The 18745-nt window shown below is 49.0% G+C and carries 27 protein-coding genes; 21 read left to right on the forward strand and 6 right to left on the reverse strand.

The window, feature by feature from the left end:
* Positions 1-206 precede the first annotated feature (206 nt).
* The 6 genes from recA (at position 207) to GI364_RS11015 (ending at position 5816) form a co-directional block, all read left to right on the forward strand.
* On the forward strand, positions 207-1244 hold the full coding sequence (gene recA, locus GI364_RS10990; RefSeq protein ID WP_198853602.1) for a recombinase RecA: 1038 nt from the start codon (positions 207-209) through the stop codon (positions 1242-1244).
* On the forward strand, positions 1234-1896 hold the full coding sequence (locus tag GI364_RS10995) for a regulatory protein RecX (RefSeq protein ID WP_198853603.1): 663 nt from the start codon (positions 1234-1236) through the stop codon (positions 1894-1896). Before recA ends, GI364_RS10995 begins: the two co-directional genes overlap by 11 nt.
* Positions 1897-2027: 131 nt before the next feature.
* The gene (gene rny, locus GI364_RS11000) at positions 2028-3575 is read left to right on the forward strand and encodes a ribonuclease Y (RefSeq protein WP_198853604.1); all 1548 of its coding nucleotides are present in this window, start codon (positions 2028-2030) and stop codon (positions 3573-3575) included.
* A gap of 89 nt (positions 3576-3664) precedes the next feature.
* Positions 3665-4420 (forward strand): TIGR00282 family metallophosphoesterase, encoded by a 756-nt coding sequence (locus tag GI364_RS11005; RefSeq protein ID WP_370541859.1) that lies wholly within the window; start codon positions 3665-3667, stop codon positions 4418-4420.
* A gap of 99 nt (positions 4421-4519) precedes the next feature.
* The gene (locus GI364_RS11010) at positions 4520-4780 is read left to right on the forward strand and encodes a stage V sporulation protein S (protein ID WP_198853605.1); all 261 of its coding nucleotides are present in this window, start codon (positions 4520-4522) and stop codon (positions 4778-4780) included.
* A gap of 82 nt (positions 4781-4862) precedes the next feature.
* A complete protein-coding gene (locus GI364_RS11015; protein WP_233096109.1) occupies positions 4863-5816 on the forward strand; it encodes a dipeptidase in 954 nt (317 codons plus the stop codon).
* Positions 5817-6211: 395 nt separating this feature from the next.
* On the opposite strand, the gene GI364_RS11020 is transcribed toward GI364_RS11015, so the two are convergent.
* The 5 genes from GI364_RS11020 to GI364_RS11040 all read right to left on the reverse strand — a co-directional run bounded on the left by GI364_RS11020 (position 6212) and on the right by GI364_RS11040 (position 9499).
* A complete protein-coding gene (locus GI364_RS11020) occupies positions 6212-7609 on the reverse strand; it encodes a recombinase family protein (RefSeq protein WP_198853606.1) in 1398 nt (465 codons plus the stop codon).
* Between the two features lie 88 nt (positions 7610-7697).
* Positions 7698-8201 carry a hypothetical protein gene (locus GI364_RS11025; RefSeq protein ID WP_198853607.1) on the reverse strand — a complete coding sequence of 168 codons (504 nt, stop codon included), beginning with the start codon at positions 8199-8201 and terminating at the stop codon, positions 7698-7700.
* 116 nt (positions 8202-8317) lie between these two features.
* Positions 8318-8533, reverse strand: a complete 216-nt coding sequence (locus GI364_RS11030; RefSeq protein ID WP_198853608.1) for a hypothetical protein — start codon at positions 8531-8533, stop codon at positions 8318-8320.
* Positions 8526-8747 carry a hypothetical protein gene (locus GI364_RS11035; protein ID WP_198853609.1) on the reverse strand — a complete coding sequence of 74 codons (222 nt, stop codon included), beginning with the start codon at positions 8745-8747 and terminating at the stop codon, positions 8526-8528. Before GI364_RS11035 ends, GI364_RS11030 begins: the two co-directional genes overlap by 8 nt.
* Positions 8747-9499, reverse strand: coding sequence for a helix-turn-helix domain-containing protein (locus tag GI364_RS11040; protein ID WP_198853610.1), 753 nt, complete (start codon positions 9497-9499; stop codon positions 8747-8749). The genes GI364_RS11035 and GI364_RS11040 overlap by 1 nt, the downstream gene beginning before the upstream one ends.
* A 144-nt stretch (positions 9500-9643) precedes the next feature.
* On the opposite strand from GI364_RS11040, the gene GI364_RS11045 reads away from it, so the two are divergent.
* Entirely contained in the window at positions 9644-9886 is a 243-nt protein-coding gene (locus GI364_RS11045; protein ID WP_198853611.1) for a helix-turn-helix domain-containing protein, read from the forward strand.
* Between the two features lie 16 nt (positions 9887-9902).
* Entirely contained in the window at positions 9903-10340 is a 438-nt protein-coding gene (locus tag GI364_RS11050) for a helix-turn-helix domain-containing protein (protein WP_198853612.1), read from the forward strand.
* On the opposite strand, the gene GI364_RS11055 is transcribed toward GI364_RS11050, so the two are convergent.
* Positions 10288-10542, reverse strand: a complete 255-nt coding sequence (locus GI364_RS11055) for a hypothetical protein (protein WP_198853613.1) — start codon at positions 10540-10542, stop codon at positions 10288-10290. The genes GI364_RS11050 and GI364_RS11055 overlap by 53 nt on opposite strands.
* A gap of 120 nt (positions 10543-10662) precedes the next feature.
* On the opposite strand from GI364_RS11055, the gene GI364_RS11060 reads away from it, so the two are divergent.
* The 13 genes from GI364_RS11060 to GI364_RS11120 all read left to right on the forward strand — a co-directional run bounded on the left by GI364_RS11060 (position 10663) and on the right by GI364_RS11120 (position 18684).
* Positions 10663-10833 (forward strand): hypothetical protein, encoded by a 171-nt coding sequence (locus GI364_RS11060; protein WP_198853614.1) that lies wholly within the window; start codon positions 10663-10665, stop codon positions 10831-10833.
* Between the two features lie 456 nt (positions 10834-11289).
* A complete protein-coding gene (locus tag GI364_RS11065) occupies positions 11290-11799 on the forward strand; it encodes a helix-turn-helix domain-containing protein (protein WP_198853615.1) in 510 nt (169 codons plus the stop codon).
* An 8-nt stretch (positions 11800-11807) separates the two neighbouring features.
* Positions 11808-12122 (forward strand): hypothetical protein, encoded by a 315-nt coding sequence (locus tag GI364_RS11070; protein WP_198853616.1) that lies wholly within the window; start codon positions 11808-11810, stop codon positions 12120-12122.
* Positions 12123-12166: 44 nt separating this feature from the next.
* Entirely contained in the window at positions 12167-12700 is a 534-nt protein-coding gene (locus GI364_RS11075; protein ID WP_198853617.1) for a hypothetical protein, read from the forward strand.
* Positions 12666-14633, forward strand: a complete 1968-nt coding sequence (locus GI364_RS11080; RefSeq protein WP_198853618.1) for an AAA family ATPase — start codon at positions 12666-12668, stop codon at positions 14631-14633. The genes GI364_RS11075 and GI364_RS11080 overlap by 35 nt, the downstream gene beginning before the upstream one ends.
* A gap of 2 nt (positions 14634-14635) precedes the next feature.
* Positions 14636-15526 (forward strand): recombinase RecT, encoded by an 891-nt coding sequence (locus GI364_RS11085; RefSeq protein ID WP_198853619.1) that lies wholly within the window; start codon positions 14636-14638, stop codon positions 15524-15526.
* A gap of 30 nt (positions 15527-15556) precedes the next feature.
* Positions 15557-16057: a hypothetical protein gene (locus tag GI364_RS11090; protein WP_198853620.1), complete on the forward strand. Its 501-nt coding sequence runs from the start codon at positions 15557-15559 to the stop codon at positions 16055-16057.
* A complete protein-coding gene (locus GI364_RS11095) occupies positions 16054-16761 on the forward strand; it encodes an MBL fold metallo-hydrolase (RefSeq protein WP_198853621.1) in 708 nt (235 codons plus the stop codon). The genes GI364_RS11090 and GI364_RS11095 overlap by 4 nt, the downstream gene beginning before the upstream one ends.
* A 5-nt stretch (positions 16762-16766) precedes the next feature.
* Positions 16767-17018 carry a hypothetical protein gene (locus tag GI364_RS11100; RefSeq protein ID WP_198853622.1) on the forward strand — a complete coding sequence of 84 codons (252 nt, stop codon included), beginning with the start codon at positions 16767-16769 and terminating at the stop codon, positions 17016-17018.
* Positions 17011-17364: a LysM peptidoglycan-binding domain-containing protein gene (locus GI364_RS11105; protein WP_198853623.1), complete on the forward strand. Its 354-nt coding sequence runs from the start codon at positions 17011-17013 to the stop codon at positions 17362-17364. Before GI364_RS11100 ends, GI364_RS11105 begins: the two co-directional genes overlap by 8 nt.
* A 2-nt stretch (positions 17365-17366) precedes the next feature.
* Positions 17367-17516 carry a hypothetical protein gene (locus GI364_RS11110; RefSeq protein ID WP_198853624.1) on the forward strand — a complete coding sequence of 50 codons (150 nt, stop codon included), beginning with the start codon at positions 17367-17369 and terminating at the stop codon, positions 17514-17516.
* Between the two features lie 47 nt (positions 17517-17563).
* Positions 17564-17938, forward strand: a complete 375-nt coding sequence (locus GI364_RS11115; protein ID WP_198853625.1) for a replication terminator protein — start codon at positions 17564-17566, stop codon at positions 17936-17938.
* A gap of 29 nt (positions 17939-17967) precedes the next feature.
* A complete protein-coding gene (locus tag GI364_RS11120) occupies positions 17968-18684 on the forward strand; it encodes a hypothetical protein (protein ID WP_198853626.1) in 717 nt (238 codons plus the stop codon).
* The last annotated feature ends 61 nt before the right edge of the window (positions 18685-18745 follow it).

Genomic DNA, 18745 nt, shown 5'->3' on the forward strand with positions numbered 1-18745 from the left:
TTGGTTCAACACACTTCTATGTAGATGTGTCAAAGTGGAGTACAGGGTGAAATAATAGAGTTCAGGTATTTCCCTTTGCCTCCGAGTGGGATATAATACTTACGAACAAATGTTTGCCTTTTTGGGAATCTAGCAGGGATTGAACATGGAAGCGAGAATTCATCTTTTAGTATGAAATGGAGTTATCACTGCGAGGATGGTGTTTCATGAACGATAAACGCGCGGCCTTAGATATGGCGCTGAAACAGATTGAGAAACAGTTTGGCAAGGGCTCTGTGATGAAGCTGGGAGAAGCTTCTGCAACCATGAATGTTGCAACGATTTCGACGGGGTCCTTGGCCTTGGATATAGCTTTAGGTGTGGGAGGGCTACCCCGAGGTCGTATCATTGAGATTTACGGACCAGAGTCGTCAGGAAAGACGACCGTGGCACTGCATGCTGTCGCAGAAGCTCAGCGACGCGGAGGTCAGGCCGCTTTTATTGACGCGGAGCACGCACTCGACCCGGTCTATGCTCGCCACCTAGGTGTAGACATTGATGAGTTGCTCATTTCGCAGCCGGATACCGGAGAGCAGGCGTTGGAGATTGCTGAAGCTCTGGTGCGCAGCGGTGCAGTTGACGTTATAGTCATTGATTCGGTTGCAGCCCTGGTTCCGAAGAGCGAACTGGAAGGGGAAATGGGTGATTCCCATGTTGGCTTACAGGCACGCTTGATGTCACAGGCTTTGCGTAAGTTAGCGGGAGCCATCAGCAAGTCTAAAACAATCGCTGTGTTTATTAATCAGATTCGTGAGAAAGTAGGCGTGATGTTCGGGAATCCTGAGACAACTACAGGTGGACGAGCACTGAAGTTTTATTCGACGATTCGACTTGAGGTCCGGCGTGCGGAGGCGTTAAAACAGGGTACGGACATCGTGGGAAGCCGGATGAGAATAAAAGTAGTAAAAAATAAGGTGGCTCCTCCGTTCAAACAGGTTGAAGTAGACCTGATGTTTGGCGAAGGCATTTCGCGGCAGGGCAGCATTATTGATATTGGCACAGACCTGGACATTGTACAAAAGAGCGGTGCGTGGTATTCCTTCAAGGAGGAGCGCTTGGGGCAGGGACGGGAAAACGCCAAGCAGTTCCTGAAAGAACACCCTGAGTATGCAGATGAAATCGAGGACTTGATTAGGGCTCATCACGACTTACCTGTTTCGAACCCTGTGAAAGAGAGCGAAGAAGTGAAAGACGTTGAATCCTGAAATTTTTGATGAAATCACGGGAAAATTTGCCTCTCAGGGTTCTGCTTCACGGGTTCAAGTGGTGTTTCGGGATGCCCATCCTGTCGAGATATCTGCACAGCAATGGGTTGATCTCTCCCTCAAGGAAGGCATGTCAGTTTCTCGCGAACTGTATTTGCGATTGCAAGAAGCTCAGGTAGAAACGGAGGCCTTGGACAAGGCCTTCCGTTTTCTTCAGGTTCGGCCCCGTACGGAGAATGAAGTTGAGCGGCATCTGGAGAAGAAGGATTATGCTCCACCTGTTCGGCGTCATGTCATGGAGAAACTCCGGGACTTGCAACTTCTGAATGACCATCAGTTTGCTCGTATGTATATTGAACAAAAAAAGTCTCAAATGAGTCGGATGGAACTGTCGTGGAAACTTCGCCAGCGGGGCATACATACCAATGTGACCGATACAGTATTGCAGGAGCACTATGATGATGCGATTGAAACTAGGGCAGCGCTCCATTTGGGTCGAAAACAGTGGCGTAAATACAGGAACAAGCCTCTAACTGACAGAAAGACGAAAGTGGGGCAGTATCTGCAGCGCAAGGGGTTTCAAACTTCTGTAATTTATGCAGTCCTGGATGAACTGGAGCGTTTTGTTGAAGATAATGACATACGTTCTTGACAAGGATTGGTATGCAACTATAGAATAAAGTTGCGTATATTTTACGGCCTCTAGCTCGAATCTGTGTTCCTTATGCCATACGTTCCAGTGAGTGGCGGTTCGCGGAGTTGAGCAGGGAGGCAGTTTTATAAATGATTGAGACTGTGGTATTGGTTGTTTTAGTGTCTTTGGCGACATTAGTGATTGGTCTTGCAATAGGGTACTTTTTAAGAAAGTCTGTGGCCGAGTCCAAAATTGGCGCTGCTGAAGTCAGAGCATTGCAGATTATTGAGTCTGCGCAGCGCGATGTTGAAGCAAAGCAAAAAGAAGCATTGCTTGAAGCAAAGGAAGAGGCTCACAAAACCAGGCAAGACGCCGAGCGCGAGATTCGCGAACGACGAAACGAAGTGCAGAAGCTCGAGCGACGTCTTCTGCAAAAAGAGGAAACTGTTGATAGAAAACAGGAATCTCTTGAAAAGCGCTCTGAAGAGCTCGCAAATAAGGAAAGACAGACTGAAAAGCTGAAACAGGAAATTGAAGAGTTACATCAACAGCAAGTAGAAGAACTTGAACGCGTATCGGGTTTAACGCGTGAGAGTGCACGAGAGTTGATTTTATCTACCGTTGAAAGGGAAAGCCGTCACGACGCTGCGGTTTTGATGCGGGACATTGAACAGGCTGCACGCCTTGAGGCGGACAAAAGGGCCCGGGACATTGTGGCCACAGCAGTTCAACGTTGTGCTGCAGATCATGCAGCTGAGATTACTGTCTCAGTCGTGAATTTGCCGAATGATGAAATGAAAGGCCGCATCATTGGTAGAGAAGGCCGAAATATTCGAACGTTGGAGACGTTAACAGGAATTGATTTGATTATTGATGACACGCCGGAAGCCGTAATTTTGTCTGGGTTCGATCCTGTTCGTCGGGAAGTAGCGCGGGTGGCATTGGAACGACTAGTGGCCGACGGCCGCATCCACCCTGCACGAATTGAGGAAATGGTGGAGAAATCTAGGCGTGATATTGACGAATTGATTCGCGATGAAGGGGAGCAAGCGACCTTCGACAGTGGTGTTCATGGACTTCATCCAGATTTAATTAAGCTTTTGGGAAGACTGAAGTTCAGGACGAGCTATGGACAAAATGTATTGAAGCATTCGGTTGAGGTCGCCAATTTGGCTGGGTTAATGGCTGCAGAACTCGGTTTGGACGTTCCGCTTGCCAAACGTGGAGGCTTGCTTCACGACATTGGAAAAGCTATTACCCACGAGGTGGAAGGTTCTCATGTCGAGATAGGTGTGGATCTCGCAAAGCGTTACAAGGAGCCTGCTACGGTGATTAACGCTATTGCTGCCCACCACGGCGACGTAGAGTTTTCGTCGACTGTATCTGTTATCGTTGCTGCGGCTGATGCAATTTCTGCAGCCCGTCCAGGAGCTCGAAGAGAAACACTGGATATCTACATGAAGCGTCTGGAAAGACTGGAGTCCATTGCGGAATCCTTTGATGGTGTTGAGAAGTGTTATGCCATCCAGGCTGGTCGTGAAGTGCGAATCATCGTCAGACCCGATGTTATTGATGACGCTGAGTCAGTGCGCGTGGCGAGAGAGATATCCAAGAAAATTGAAAGTGAACTGGATTATCCAGGACAAATAAAGGTCACTGTGATTCGAGAAACTAGAGCCGTTGAATACGCAAAATAGAGTAGCCTTCGGGCTACTCTATTTTTCCATATCGACGGACATGTGTTATACAGGAGGAGATTAGACTGAAAATTCTTTTCATCGGAGACATTGTTGGCAAACCTGGCGTTGATTTCGCAGCGGATGTACTGGGCAGAACCCTTCCTGCACTGCGGCCAGATTTGGTTATCGCAAATGGGGAAAATGCCTATTCGGGCCGGGGGTTGGTGCCGAAAATTGCAGATCAATTGTACGATGCCGGTATTGAGATAGTAACAATGGGAAACCACACGTGGGACCGAAAAGAAATCGTCCCCCTAATAGATAAGGATGAACGCATCGTGCGACCGGCAAATTATCCGGACGGTACTCCTGGGCGCGGCTATACAGTCTGCCGTGTGGGAAGAACGCAAGTCCTCATTGTCAACGTCATGGGACAAACATTCTTGAGCCAACTTGATTCTCCGTTTTCAGCTGTAGATAAAATACTGCGAGAACATCAGGATATCCGGCACATTATCGTGGATATGCACGCAGAGACAACCTCTGAGAAATTGGCAATGGGATGGTATTTGGATGGAAGGGTGTCGGCGGTGGTTGGCACCCACACTCATGTTCCCACGGCAGATGAACGGATTTTACCCAAAGGAAGTGCATATATTTCTGACGTAGGAATGGTCGGGCCTCGTGACGGGATTTTGGGAATGAACAGAGAGGCTGTTTTGAAACGGTTGACAACACATATGCCGCAGCGATTCGAAGTCGCGCCGGGACCGCGGCAATTCTGCAGCGTGCTGTTCCAGCTCGATGATGAGAGTGGCAAAGCGTTAAGTATTGAGCGAATGATTGAAGTGGAAGGAGACTGATAAGGGAACAAAATAGGTTGCAGGCATAAATGAAAAATTCCCGAATATGGATATAGTGTCCCAGTCCCGAGGTCCTGAGCCTAAGGAGGTCATCCAAGCGTGGATGTATTAAAAGTATCCGCTAAGTCTAACCCCAACTCCGTTGCAGGAGCACTCGCAGGCGTCTTACGAGAACGTGGAACCGCAGAAATTCAAGCTATTGGGGCCGGTGCACTGAATCAGGCAGTCAAGGCCGTGGCCATAGCGCGTGGATTTGTCGCTCCTAGCGGGATCGATCTCATTTGTATTCCGGCATTTACGGACATTGTTATCGACGGAGAAGAGCGAACTGCCATTAAACTCATTGTTGAACCTCGTTAAGGTTTTATTCTAACTTATTATTCATAGGAAGCGGAACCGTCTAGGGATTGTTAAGGGATTTATAAAAGGAGTGTCAAGGGATTTGAATTTGCCAGTAGCGGACGCACATGTAGATGTACTATACAAAATGGTTTATGACAAAGACATTGCCTTTTATAATCAATCTCCGCTTCAGGCAAGCATGGAGAAGCTGCGCGCTGCCAATGTCAGGACACAGGTATTTGCCTTGTTTGTTCCTGCTGAACTGCCTTCGTTGGCACAATTGGAAATGGTCTTAAACAGCATTGATACGTTTTACCAGAAAGTGGGAAATTCTGAAGATGTAGTCCCGGTCCGGACACGAAGGGAATTGGGAAAGGTCAGGAAGGAAGACAAGTTGGCGGGTATTTTATCGCTGGAAGGCGGAGGTAGTCTTCACGGTGATACAGGTATTCTTCGGATTTTATTTCAGTTGGGAGTTCGTGGAGCAGGTTTAACTTGGAATCCGGCAAATGAACTGGCAGACGGGTGCAGGGAACCGAGAAATGCAGGCCTAACAGCAGCCGGTAAGGCTGTGGTGAAAGAAATGGTACGTCTCGGGATGTGGGTCGACCTTGCTCACTTAGCAGACACAGGCGTGAAGGATGTGCTTCATTTGACGGATGGAGTAGTCATGGCATCCCACGCGAATGCACGGGCTGTGCATCAGCATCCGAGAAATCTGACGGATGAAACAATTCGAGAGATTATTTCCCGTCGCGGTTGGATGGGTCTGACCTTTGAAGGTTCTTTCATTGCAGATGAAGGTCAGCAAAGCGTGGACTCCTTGCTTTCCCACTTGGACTATGTCCTCCAGTTGGGCGGAGAGGATTGCGTTGGTTTTGGGTCAGACTTCGACGGTACGACCCACCCTGTTCCCGGACTGAAGCATGCAGGAGATTACGTGGCGCTGAAGGATATCCTTGTCAAACGATACGGTCAAATGCTTGCCGAAAAGGTTCTCTTTTACAACTTTGAGCGTTTCTTGCTTGAGGTTTTGCCGTCAACGCGGGCTTGAGGAAACCCTGCCTGCTCTGACACAGCCATAAGGTCTTTCTCAATCCGCCGCTTTACACTGTGAATTCCAATCTGATTGCCGTGGCACAACGAGTGCGCGGCTTTTTTTGTGGGCGTATAACGGCGTTCAAACACCCATTTTTATCTTCTTGCATAACATGATTCAGGATGCTCTCAACTGAGTCGATACCAGGGAGTGTGCTGGCAGCGCACCATCAGGTAACTCAGAGCATACTGTTGAACTAACTCTCCTGGGCCATGGCACAGTGGCTCAGCGGAAACTAAAAGGAGGTTGCCGCATGGTGCTCTCAAACAAGGACCTCAGCTACCGGGAAATCATGGCGAATGCGGTCTGCGGAAAAGGTAGCAAATACTCGCTTGCTAGGGCAAACTAACCTAGATAAATGTGATTTCAATTTCGTCAGGGGAATAGACCGTAATTTGCTTTACCAGGAGGGATACAGCCTGTCGGCGCTCTTCGTATGCACTGTTTTCCCACAGTTCTCTGAACCGTGATATTAGGTCCATTTCGATTTCGGTGTTGTCTTCTTCGATTTCCTTTTCAAACTCTACGCGCAGCTGCATCTCTCGTTCCTGTAGCACATCAAGCCGTTCACGCATTTCCTCTGCCTCAATTGCACCGTCCTCGTAAGCATCCTTCCAACGTGTCCGTCGCGCTTCAATTTTCTTGAGTTCAGTGTCAAGCGATTTTTTTGGACGCTTCTTTTGAGGCGCATCCTTCGGAATGCGTTGTTTCAAATACTCATAACGTTTATCAACAGCATCCAAAAGTGCGGATTCAACGACGCGTTCCTGTATATACGGTAAGTCACACGTCCGTGAACCAATTCGGTCAATACAAATATAGTATCTTCGAGACCAGTTTCTCGCAGTCTTATTTATGCCTGACATGCTCGCGCCACAGCGACCACAGCGAAGCAGCCCGGTGAGTGCATACGTGCCGGTACCAGCACGCGCCGGCAGTCGTTTCCTTTGTTGGCGTAACTGCACAATTTGTTGCCATGTGCTCTCGTCGACAAGCGGCTCATGGTCTCCTTTTTCCACGATGACGTCATTCTTGCTGCGTTTCCGGTACCCGTACCGCACATATCCGGCATACACTGGATTATCGAGCACATAGCGCAGCACGTTCTGCGTCCAGCGTCCGCTTACTGGTGCCACTTGTGGGTTGGTTGGGTCATTGAGCCATAGCAGGATTTTGGACAGGCCATCCCCTGAGAGGTAGCGGCTAAAGATGTTTTTCACGACCCTTGCAGCTGGCTCATTCAGCACGAGTCGGCCGTCTTCATAACGATACCCAAAAGGCGCGTTGGCTCCTGGTCGCTTGCCGTCCTGCACCATTTGAGACTGACCCATGCGTGTGCGTTCGGCCAGATTCTCTCGTTCCCACTGTGCAAGGGCGCCTACGATTGTGATAAATAGGCGCCCCATGGCGGTGGTGGTATCGAAAACCTCTGTTGCTGACTTGAAGCCAACTCCATATTTCTCGAACTCTTGTATCAAGAGATGCAGGTCCACGATATTGCGCGTCAGACGGTCCAGCTTGTAAACGAGGACGACATCAAAGCGCTGTTCGTGCATATGTGTCCTGAGTCTCTGCAGTGCTTCTCTCTGGGTGTTTTTTGCGCTTTCGCCATCGTCCGTATAGATATCGTATATGTCCCATCCTTGTGACTCACAATACGCGCGTAGTCGACTGAGCTGCGCATCAAGGGAAAAACCTTCTTCGGCCTGCATGTCTGTGGATACACGGGTGTAAAGAGCGGCCTTCATAGTATCCTACCTCGCTCTCTTGAGGTTGCGTAGATCAGTTTGCTGCTCCAACGAACGTAGCACCAAAGATTCTAGAATTTTGTCCTTCTCAATAGAGTGGGCTTGATACGGAGACGGCCCCATATTGAGCTTTGGTAGAACTCTCCTTAACAAGCTTTCCTTGGTGCAGAATTTCGACTTTCAATGTTCCAGTTGTTCCGCTTTTTTGGAGGACGACAGAGACTTCCGCACCTTTCTTCACCGTATATGTTTGTGGAACCGCGCCAGATTTAGTCTCTGAATTCGAGGAGCCATTAGATGCCACGACATCAATATCACCACTGAATTTGGTGTTTGCCGTACCTGTTACCTTTATTGTGAAATCGGGAGATGACGAGTTTGACTTCTTGGTACCCGTAGCATTTTTTGAAGTCGAAGCCTTTCCGGCTGGGTGGGTCGTTCCGTTTGACATAGTAGGCTGAGAGGCTGCAGCATTTGAAGAGTTTGCGGCCCCGCCAGCGGCTGCGGACGCGATAATGATAATAAGAATGACTGCCAGAACCCAAAACCACCAACGCTTGAAAATAGACTTTTTCACTTTCTCTGACGACATACCGTTTTACCCCCTATTCGATGAATACTGCATGAGCAAGTCCACTTTCTTCACAGGAATATCAAAATCCTTCTTTTTATGTGCAATATCGACAAAAACCAACTCACACCTTCCTCTTAATGATTCTTTCGCATAGTTTCGACATCTAACTCCACGTCTGCAACACGTCGATTCACGAACCGAACAGCAGATTTAATTTCGTGAATGTAACTCTCCAAATGGCCCAAGCGTGCGTTTGATATCTCCTGACTTTCGCGCACAGCCTCCAAGACGCTCTTTAGCTCATCCAAAGACTCAAGTTTTTGCAGAATCAAGTCAAGTTTGTCAGCCATGCGTTTCACCTCGACCGAAGTCGCGTTCCATGTTAAATAATTTAATTTTGGCGAGATCTGAATCTTGTTCCAATCTGGTCAGACGCTCTTCGACATGATCCAATCGTCGGTTCACTTCTTGAAATCCCGTGTTGATTTCACGGCGCATGGATGCAACCGCACTTGTGAGGTCTTTTACGCTTTCAAACATCATTTCCAGCAACTTGTCTGCCATTAATCTCGCCTCAGCTTTCTTCTATGTTCGACGACGACACCCAGCACGTGCACTTGGGATGCAGGATACAGCATTGGTTCCATTTCCGGGTTAGATGGACGCAGGATACACATGTCTCCCTCCAGCTTGATACGTTTCAGCGTCGCTTCCTCATTGTCTATGGAGACAACGCAAATATCCGATGTTGTCCAGTCTACACCTGTTATCACAACCAGCCGGTCTCCATCGTGAATATTGTCACCGCTCATGGACTCTCCATTGACGGTGAGTGCAAAGGCTTCGTGAGAACCGATAACAGCCTTTTCGACATACGTATATTCAGGTGCGGTCTCTCGAATCATTTCCATAGGCTGCCCAGCACGAATGGAACCAAGGACAGGGATTTTTACCATGTCGGATTCGGGGATGCTTGCGGCTCCTGCCTTAAGTACGTCCGTGTTTATTTCGTTGGTCGACGGGCGTATGCCCTGCGCGCGCAACCGTTCCGAAAGAGGCGCGTTGCCACTGGGTTTCCTGTCGGGGGTGCCTACAGGTTCGACATAACCGGCCATACGCAAAAGTTCAAAATAATCAATGTGTAGAGGAACAGACAATTTCCTCAGGACATTCGGGCTCGGTATACCTCTTTTGCCATTCTCAATCTGAGAGATGTACGCATTCGAAACGCCGGAATAGGTTTCCAATTGCCGCGTAGTCAGTTTTCTGCTCTTACGTATTCTCCGTAGTTCCGTTCCAAATTCATCTGCTTTCATTTGCAATCACCATATTCCATTATAGATTTAGTTAATGAAGAAACATAGAATTATCAATAAAAAGTGCTTGCGTTTGCTATCGGCACGATGTATATTGATTGCATAAGTAAGATTACAACAGCAAGCAAAAAAGGAGGGTTGACTATGCGGGTTATTCTCAAGGACTCTCACAGCTTCAAGAAATTACTCGTCCTTAAAGGGTATTCTCAGCGTGGGTTTGGAAGGGCTGTCGGTATATCGGCAGGGTACGCAAGCCAAGTCAGTAATGGCATGCGATGTCCCAGTGCATCAGTGGCAAAGAGAATTACCGAAGTGCTTGAGATTGAATTCGGTGATATTTTTTTTATAGATGATGATTGCAATAGTAATCAAAATAATTCCGCATAGAAAGGATGTGGTGAATGTGAAACGAGAACGAGTCACAACAGGAGAGACCTTCGGGAATTTGTTGAGACGCTTGAGGGGTGACATGAGTCTACGCGATGCCGCAAAGAAGGCTAACGTCAGCCACGCTTACCTTGACAGAATTGAAAAAGGCATTGACCCACGGAGCGGCAAGCGCATAGAGCCATCTGTGAGTGTTTTGAGGGCTCTGGCGACTGCCTACAACATTCCATCCGAATTGGCACTATCACTCGCTGGATATATTGACTCGCCGATTGTGGACGAGCAACGTGTGCGAGAGATTGTGCGAGAGGAGCTGGCGAAGGCAAGGGAAGAAGATGCCCAAGCCTTCGCGCAGGAGCACCAGAGATTCTTGGAGCAATCACCGTTTGATCATTCGAAAGCTAATCCTTACGACTCTTTAATTGTTCTTCAATCTTGCTCAACCGACGAGTGATGTCGCCGTCTACAGCGCCCGCATGGTTTAGAAGCCCGGCAATTGCTTCTGATGCTTGTTCGTTGTTTTTGTGAATCAACTCTACTACCAACTTCAACATTTCTTCGTCTGACTGATTACTGCGTTTGGTAAGTAATTCTGAGGCAGCATCCTGCAGTTCTTGTTTTGATAGAGCTGCCCAAAAGGTGAGTCCGATAGGCATATTATTCCTCCTTCCGTAGTTTGATGGGTGGCACCAAATAACTTCGGTGGAGAAAGAAGGAATCCTGCGAAAGGCAACTGACCAAGCCGTGCGCTCATAGGCTAAACAGGGGGTGTTGACGTGAAGGTGACATGTACCAACGAACCGAGTGATGAAGCAGCCAGAGCGTTCATGGGTGCCGTCTATCGTATGGCGCAGCGGCAGGCTCGCGAAATTCGAGCGAAGCAGCGTGAACAAGACGAACTGCTGGTAACGCTCAAGTCTACGCATACGCCTGATGATGCAGCCTAGAGCTGGCGCGTAAGCGCTGGCCGTGGACGAGCTTATTCAGCAGTGATGCTGACGGCAATCGTGACATTGGCATGTTGACCAGCGAGTTCATCCGCTAACTCAGAGAGCAGTTCTTGTAGGAACTCAACGAGATTTTCAGCACGTACAGTCATTTGAGTCAATCCCTTCATCCAGTTAAGGAGGTGATGTCGTTGAAGCAAATACCACCGGTCGGTTGGTCCAGCATTCGCTGGTTGGCGATTGGCATGATGCTGACGTTTCTATTTCTCATCTTTGTTGTCATTGCCGCGTCTCAAATTCTCGCCTGACAAAAAGAGAAAGCCGTCGAGGATGACGGCGGAGGGCGAGGATGCCCGAAAGGATTTCCGGTGGGGTGGTACTTACGTTGCTTTCAATGTACAGCGGGATACAGTGGCATATATAGAGAGATTCGGGACAAAAAGGAGGCGTATCAGCGTGTCAGTAGGACAAGCCATCAGAGATAGACGTAAAGAGCAAGGGCTGAAAGCAAGTGACTTAGGTCTGCCGTACACCGACAGCATGATTCGCAAAATTGAAAGTGGGGAACGTCGATTAGCCAAGGACGTCGCACCTCAGCTGGCGCAGAGTCTGGATCATCCAGCTTTGTACTTTGCACTTGCCAGAGAGTACTCGGGTGGATTCGGACCTGCGTGGTTAGACGGTGAGAACGTAGACCTGCACCGCTCAAGCGTTCGAGAGAAATGTATCGAGGAGTTGGAAGAGGCGCTGGTCTGGTTGGACAAGTCAGCTTCGAACAGACCGCCTGAAGCAGAAACGACTTCACAACGCAAAGGACGGCGCGAACATCTGCTGCAGGTCATGGACGCAGCGCAAGCCTGTTACGTGTATGTCGGCGTCCAGTGCGAAGCCTATGGGTTCTCGTTACTGGATATCTCGAAGGAGCATTACAACAAACTGCGCAGCCTGCGCTACGTGAGGGGATGAAACAGCACATGTCAGAGCCCGTGAAGGAGCAAACGGTAGACATCCCGGTCGTTGGTTTGCATGGTAAGCGGCAAATGTGGGATGCCGAACTAAGCCTCGACACACTCATCCGTAGTCTCGAAGTTAACAAATACGTCGCATCCAAGACCGCCGAAAGAGCGACAGAGCAACTCAACGATGCAGAGTTATACAGTCCATCTTATTGGGAAGCCCGGATGCAAAAACTCGAGAGCGAAAGGCATCTGGAGACGTACATTCAATTGCTTGCGCAAGCCGCTGATACAAAGAAAAAGCTCCAGACCGCATTAAAGTCGGAGCGATAACGAATCATTCAGTACCAAGTATATCACAAGGAGGACGAATGAGGTTGGCGTACAAACGACGCAACCAGCACTTGGCGGAGCGGAACACGACTCACGGGTTGTCGCTTGACGAGAACGGAAACAAAAGCCGTCTCTATGGCATTTGGGTTCGCATGCGTCAACGTTGTTCAGACAAGAATTCCACCGATTATCACCGATACGGAGGACGAGGAATCTCTGTTTGTCACGATTGGTCGGATTTCAAACAATTTCACGATTGGGCCATGGCACATGGGTACGAGGAACATCTTACGATTGAGCGCGTCGATGTGGACGGTAATTACGAGCCTGTCAATTGCAAATGGGTGACGAGAACGGAACAGTCACGAAATAAATCCAACAATCACCTGGTTTCGTTTAGGGGAGATACTATGACGCTTGCAGAGTGGGAGCAGGTAACTGGAATATCTTCATCAACTATTCGCCAGAGGCTAGGGCGCGGTTGGAATGTAGAAAGAGCACTTACCACGCCTGTAGCACCGAGCATGAGAGGGAGATGGTCACGTGAGAATCGAGTTAAGAAGCTTAACGTTAACTAACTTCAAAGGCATACGTTCCTTAGGCATAAGTTTCTCACCTTTTACGCAAATCTTTGGTGAAAATGCCACTGGCAAGACAAGCGTGGTCGATGCTTTCCTATGGCTGCTGTTTGATAAGGACAGCCAGAACAAAAAGGACTTTTCAGTGAAGACCCTGTCGCCGGATGGGAAGGAAGTTCACTTTCTTGACCACGCCGTTGAAGGTGTCCTGGTCGTAGACGGGAAGCCGGTCAAGCTACGTAAGGTATTCGCTGAGAAATGGACGAAGAAGCGTGGCTCGGCCACGGCTGAGTTTACTGGTCACACCACAACCTACTATATCGACGATGTACCAAAAAAGGCGAAGGAATACAAAGACTTCATTGATTCACTGGTCAACGAGGACGTGTTCCGGTTACTCACCAATCCAGTTTACTTCAACGTGTACATGAAATGGGAAGAACGCAGAAAGACGCTCCTAGACATTGCGGGTGATGTATCGACCGATGAAGTTGTTGCCAGTAACAAAGCACTGAAGAATCTGCCAGCAATTCTTGGCGACCGAGAGATCGATGACCTTCGCAAAATAATCACCCAACAACGCAAGAAGATTAATGACGAGTTGCAGTCCATTCCAACACGTATTGATGAAGCCAACCGCTCCAAGCCGGATGTTGAGGGTTTGACTGAGTCCGACTTGAGCCGTGAGATTGAATCACTAAAGGCTCAAATCAGCTTGAAGGATTCCAAGATTGACCGTCTGCAGAACGGTACCGAGGTCGCAGAGCAACAGAACAAGCTTCGTGAAGTCGAGGGTGAACTGCTTGAAATCAAAAACAGCGCCAAGTCTAGCGTTGTGGACGATGTGGCTGCTCAGCGCAAGGTGGTGTCTGATGCAGAGCAACGTGTTTATGAACTGACCTCCAAGATTAAATCCACCAATCGAATGATTGAGTCCAACAACGAAACGCTCCAGGAACTGCGTGACAAAATCCAGCGTTTGGGTGCGCAATACAACGAAGTCAACGCAGAAGAGTTTTCACATGACGTTGACGGAACATGTCATGCCTGCGGACAAGACCTGCCGGCAGACCAAGTGGAAGCTGCTCATCAGAAAGCGCTTGAAGAGTTCAACCGGAGCAAATCCAGTCGATTAGAAATCCTCAAAGACCGCGGCTTTAAAACGAAGGATGAGATTCAGAAACTCGAGTCCGAAAATCAAGAGTTATCCAGGCAAGCTGATAGGTTGAAGAACGAAGCCGAAGCCGCTGAATTCGAACTGGCAACTGCTAAGAAGAAACTCGAAGAACTCCAGTCCCAAGTCACGGACGTCGCCGAGTCTTCTGAGTACGTCGCCAAGGAACAAGAACGTGTGTCCATCGCAAACAAGATTGCCAGTCTGCGCCAGTCGGTCTTGAACGATGTCCAGGAGATCCGCCAAGAACTGATGGACCTGCGCGATGAACTGCGCCAGAAAGAAACGCAACTGTCCTTCTTCGGCCAGATTGAACGCATCGATGGCCGTATCGAAGAGCTCAAGCAACAAGAACGCAAGCTGGCATCTGAGTACGAAGAACTCGAGGAGCAGCTGTACATGACCGAAGAGTTCATCAAGACGAAGGTCAATCTGCTTGAGGACAAAATCAGCAGCAAGTTCAAATACGCACGGTTCAAATTGTTCGACGACCAAATCAACGGTGGTCTGAAAGAAACCTGCGAAACCTTGTACAAGGGTGTCCCATACAAGGACATGAACAACGCGGCTCGCATCAACATCGGCTTGGACATCATCAATACACTGTCCGAGCACTATGGTCTGACAGCTCCTATCTTTGTCGATAATGCCGAGGCTGTCACGGCTCTGGCCGAAACACAGAGTCAGGTGATTGCGCTGTATGTCAGCGCTGCTGATAAAAAGCTACGGGTCGAGCCCAGTATTGAGGAGGCGGTTTAAAGATGGGAAACGACGCACTGGCATTACTGAAAAAGGACACCGTCGATGTAGTTGCAGATAAAATCAAGCAGTTTCAGAACAAGAATGAACTGCACTTTCCAGCAAACTACTCACCTGAGAACGCGTTGAAAAGTGCATGGCTCACTTTGCAGAGCACAGTTGACAAGGACAAAAATCCGGTACTTACGACCTGCACTCGCGACAGTATCGCCAACGCGCTGCTGGACATGGTTGTGCAGGGTCTGACACCGGCCAAGAATCAGGTGTACTTCATTCCTTATGGGAAGGCACTCACTTGTCAGCGCTCATATTTTGGCACCATGGCCGTCACAAAGCGTGTGACTGGTGCTAAAGAGTTTTTTGCTGAAGTGGTCTACAAAGGGGATGACTTCGAGTTTGAAATCAACCGCGGACGCAAGACAGTAGTCAAGCACAAACAGACGATGGAGAGTATCAACGGCGGTGAAATTGTGGGCGCCTACTGCATGATTATCATGCCCGATGAGAGCGAACGAACTGAGTTCATGACCATGGATGAAATCAGACAAGCATGGAAGCAGTCGCGCATGAATCCAGACGCACCCAATAGTACACATAACAAGTTTCCTGCTGAAATGGCAAAGCGCACTGTTATCAACCGTGCCTGCAAGATCCTGATGAACACCAGTGATGACAGCAGTCTGGTGATGCGTACATTCGAGCGCCAAGGGGACGCTGCCGATGAGGCTGAGGTCCAGCAGGAAATTGCGGAGAACGCTAACCAGGAGACCATCGATATACCCTATAACGCTGATGATGATACGCCTGCTGAAGTGGACGCCACTCAGCAGGAACCAGAACCCGAGCAAGAGTCGCAACAGAAGCAAAGCACAGGGAGCGCGCCGTTCCTATGATACGCATTGAGCCGATTGGAGGTGTTTTGGATGGCGAAGCGTAGCATCAAAGTGGTACCCGGGCAACGATACGCATCGCTCACTGTGATTCGGGAGGTGGAGCGAAAAAATAGTAATCGCATGGTGTTGTGTAGATGTGATTGCGGAGCTGAACACGTCACACGCTTGAATTACCTACGCAGTGGTCACACGCGGTCTTGCGGTTGCCTAGTGGTTTCGAAGCTAACGAAGCATCGGCGCACTCATGGTCGTTCAAGAACGAGAATCTACGGAATATGGGCCGGAATGAAAAACAGGTGTTTTAACCCAAATGTTAAGTCTTACCCAGATTATGGGGCCAAAGGAGTTTTGGTATGTGAGGAATGGCTCTCGTTTGAGCCGTTCCTTCAGTGGGCACTTGCAAACGGTTATCGCGATGACTTGACGATTGACAGGATAGACCCATATGGGGACTATGAGCCATCTAACTGTAGATGGGCAACGCGGTTGGAGCAGAGGCATAACCGCAGAGATTCGAGGGATGCAATGTGATTGAATTTCGGCCTTTGGCCTCCAGCAGTAACGGAAACTGTTATTACGTGTCGGACGGGAAAACGACATTGTTGCTTGAGTTAGGCGTGAAATTTAAGGAGATACAAAAGGCGCTCAGATTCAAAGTATCATCCGTCGATGCAGCGTTGGTAAGTCACAGTCATGCAGACCACAGCAAGTCAGTTCGGGATGCAATGAAAGCAGGGATTGATGTTTATGCATCCTCAGGTACATTCAGCGCGTTGGATGTCGGAGGACACCGGGCGCACGCCATTAAGTCAAAACGAGATTTTTTAATAGGATCGTGGCGCGTTCTCCCGTTTGATGTTGAACACGATGCGGATGAACCGTTGGGATTTCTTCTCACAAACAAACTCGACGAGAGGTTAGTTTTTATCACTGACAGTTACTATTGCCGGTACCGTTTTAACGGTCTGAATGTAGTTGCACTTGAAGCAAACTACAGCCTGCCGATACTAGACGACAACATTGCGTCAGGCCGAGTACCGCATAGCCTGAGAGGACGGCTGTTGAGGTCTCACATGAGTCTGGAGACGGCCAAGGAGTTTCTGCAGGCAAACGATTTGTCCAGGGTGCAGGAAATTCACTTGATGCATTTGAGCGACACCAACAGCGACGAGGAACTGTTCAAGCGGGAAATACAAAAAGTTGCAGGCGTACCTGTGTACGTGGCGAGGAGGTAGGCGAATTGGCGAAAATCGTGGGTTTGATTGTACCGAGCATCGGAACAGCATATCTGCTTGAGGGAGAACTCCCCACATCCGAATTTCATCACGAGGGGCTGCACATCGTCACCGCTATTGAAATCAAGAATCAGTCCACTGAGTACGAGGACGGGATAGATAACAGCTTTACGGTCGTCGGTACCGGTATCGAACGGGAGATCAACAACGTTCCTGTCATTGTGTTCTACGAGAAAGAAGCGAAATCGGATGTTTAAAGTCACCGAGCCGCAACCGCGCCCGTTGCGTCCAGTCGTTCCCGAACTGCCACAGCGTCAAGCCGTAACAGGCGTTGCTCTACTCAAGAAGATAGCGATTCTACTCATTATTGCGGTAGCAGTGGTATGCAGCTGGGAGGTCGGAAAGGCCAACAGCGCTATAGATACAAGCCACACGATACAGTACGTGGTCAAGCCAGGTGACACAGAGTACGGGATTATCGTTCGATTCAACCCAAACTCAAATGTGCGAGCACTCGAAGATTGGGTGAGTGCAAAGAACGGGCTGCATGATGCGCAAATATGGCCGGGACAAGTACTCACAGTCCCGGTAAAGGAGGGGTGAAGATGTCTGGATTTGCACGCAAAGTTCGACGGAACCAGATGCGTAAGCGCGGCGAGTTTGCAGCGAAGCATCGCGCAGCACGTTATCGTCGTCGTGGACTCACATTTGACGCGACCCGTCAGTCATTCGTACATCGCAGCATCGTGAAATAAGTATACGCATTCTATCCATTTTCAGTACAAGCACAGGAGGGATTTTGATGAGCATTAATCTGTCGAAGCTGGCAGGCGGAGCCGTACAAGAACGGTTCGAGCAGGAATTCCAGCGCATCATTGAAAACATCGCAGACCCGAACACTGACGCGAAGAAGAAACGCAAGTTGCAACTGACCTTGACTTTTGAGCCGAATGAAGACCGCAGCATTTCTGAACTGTCGATTGAATCAAAGATCACGACTGCACCGCCGATGGGCGTCAGTACTTCTCTGCTGATAGGCGCAGACAGTGACGGCGTTATCGCAAGCCGTGAAATCATGCAGACGCGGTTGTTTGAAGACGAGGAATCAGAACCAACTGATGGACAGCAGCATCCGAAGGTCTCTTACATCGAATGGAAACAAGGCGGACAAGCCTAATCTAACTAAAACATGGAGCGTGATGATTAATGATTAAAGAAGCTTTCAAGTACATTGTTGACCTGGCAAACACCAAAGTGACGGACGTTGAAGGACGACCCTACTCAAACGGGATGCTCAGTGTTATCAAAGCACCTACCGCGTCACCTATTACCGTTAGCACCTTGAAAGGTCTAGTGGACTATTTAGACTCCGAATTCGACCGACTAGCCCAGGTAATGGTCCATATCGAAAGCCCCACATCTGTTGAGATTTATTCTGGATTCAATCGGGACATGGAACGCGACTTCTACCTTCGCGCGAATGCTGTTTTACCTGAGTTCCGCTTCAGGAATTGGTATGACACCGAATCCTTCAACATCGCTCTGCAATCCGCATTCGTGACAAACGACGACCGCATGAAGCTGCTTAAACTGGTCGGAAATGTGCGCGATGAAAAGGTAATGACATTTGGCGACGATGGTGTCAGCCAACAAGTGAAGGCCAAGGCCGGGGTAGCAACGGTTGAAAATGTGCCTGTCCCGAATCCAGTTTATCTGGCGCCGTTTAGAACTTTTGTTGAAGTTCAGCAGCCAGAAAGTGCATTCGTCTTCCGGATGCGTTCTGGTGATGGAGCCCCGGATTGTGCATTATTTGAAGCTGACGGTGGTGCTTGGAAAATCGAGGCTGTTGATAGAATTCGAGAATTTTTGCAAAAGGCACTTGAAGAGAAGATTGCATCCGGAAACGTAACACTTATCTCGTAAAACAAACGGATGCCTCGCGTTGTTGGCAGCAGCGCGAGGCTCCAGACGGGAGTGAATATCA

This window comes from Alicyclobacillus sp. SO9, from assembly GCF_016406125.1.
Classification (GTDB): domain Bacteria; phylum Bacillota; class Bacilli; order Alicyclobacillales; family Alicyclobacillaceae; genus SO9.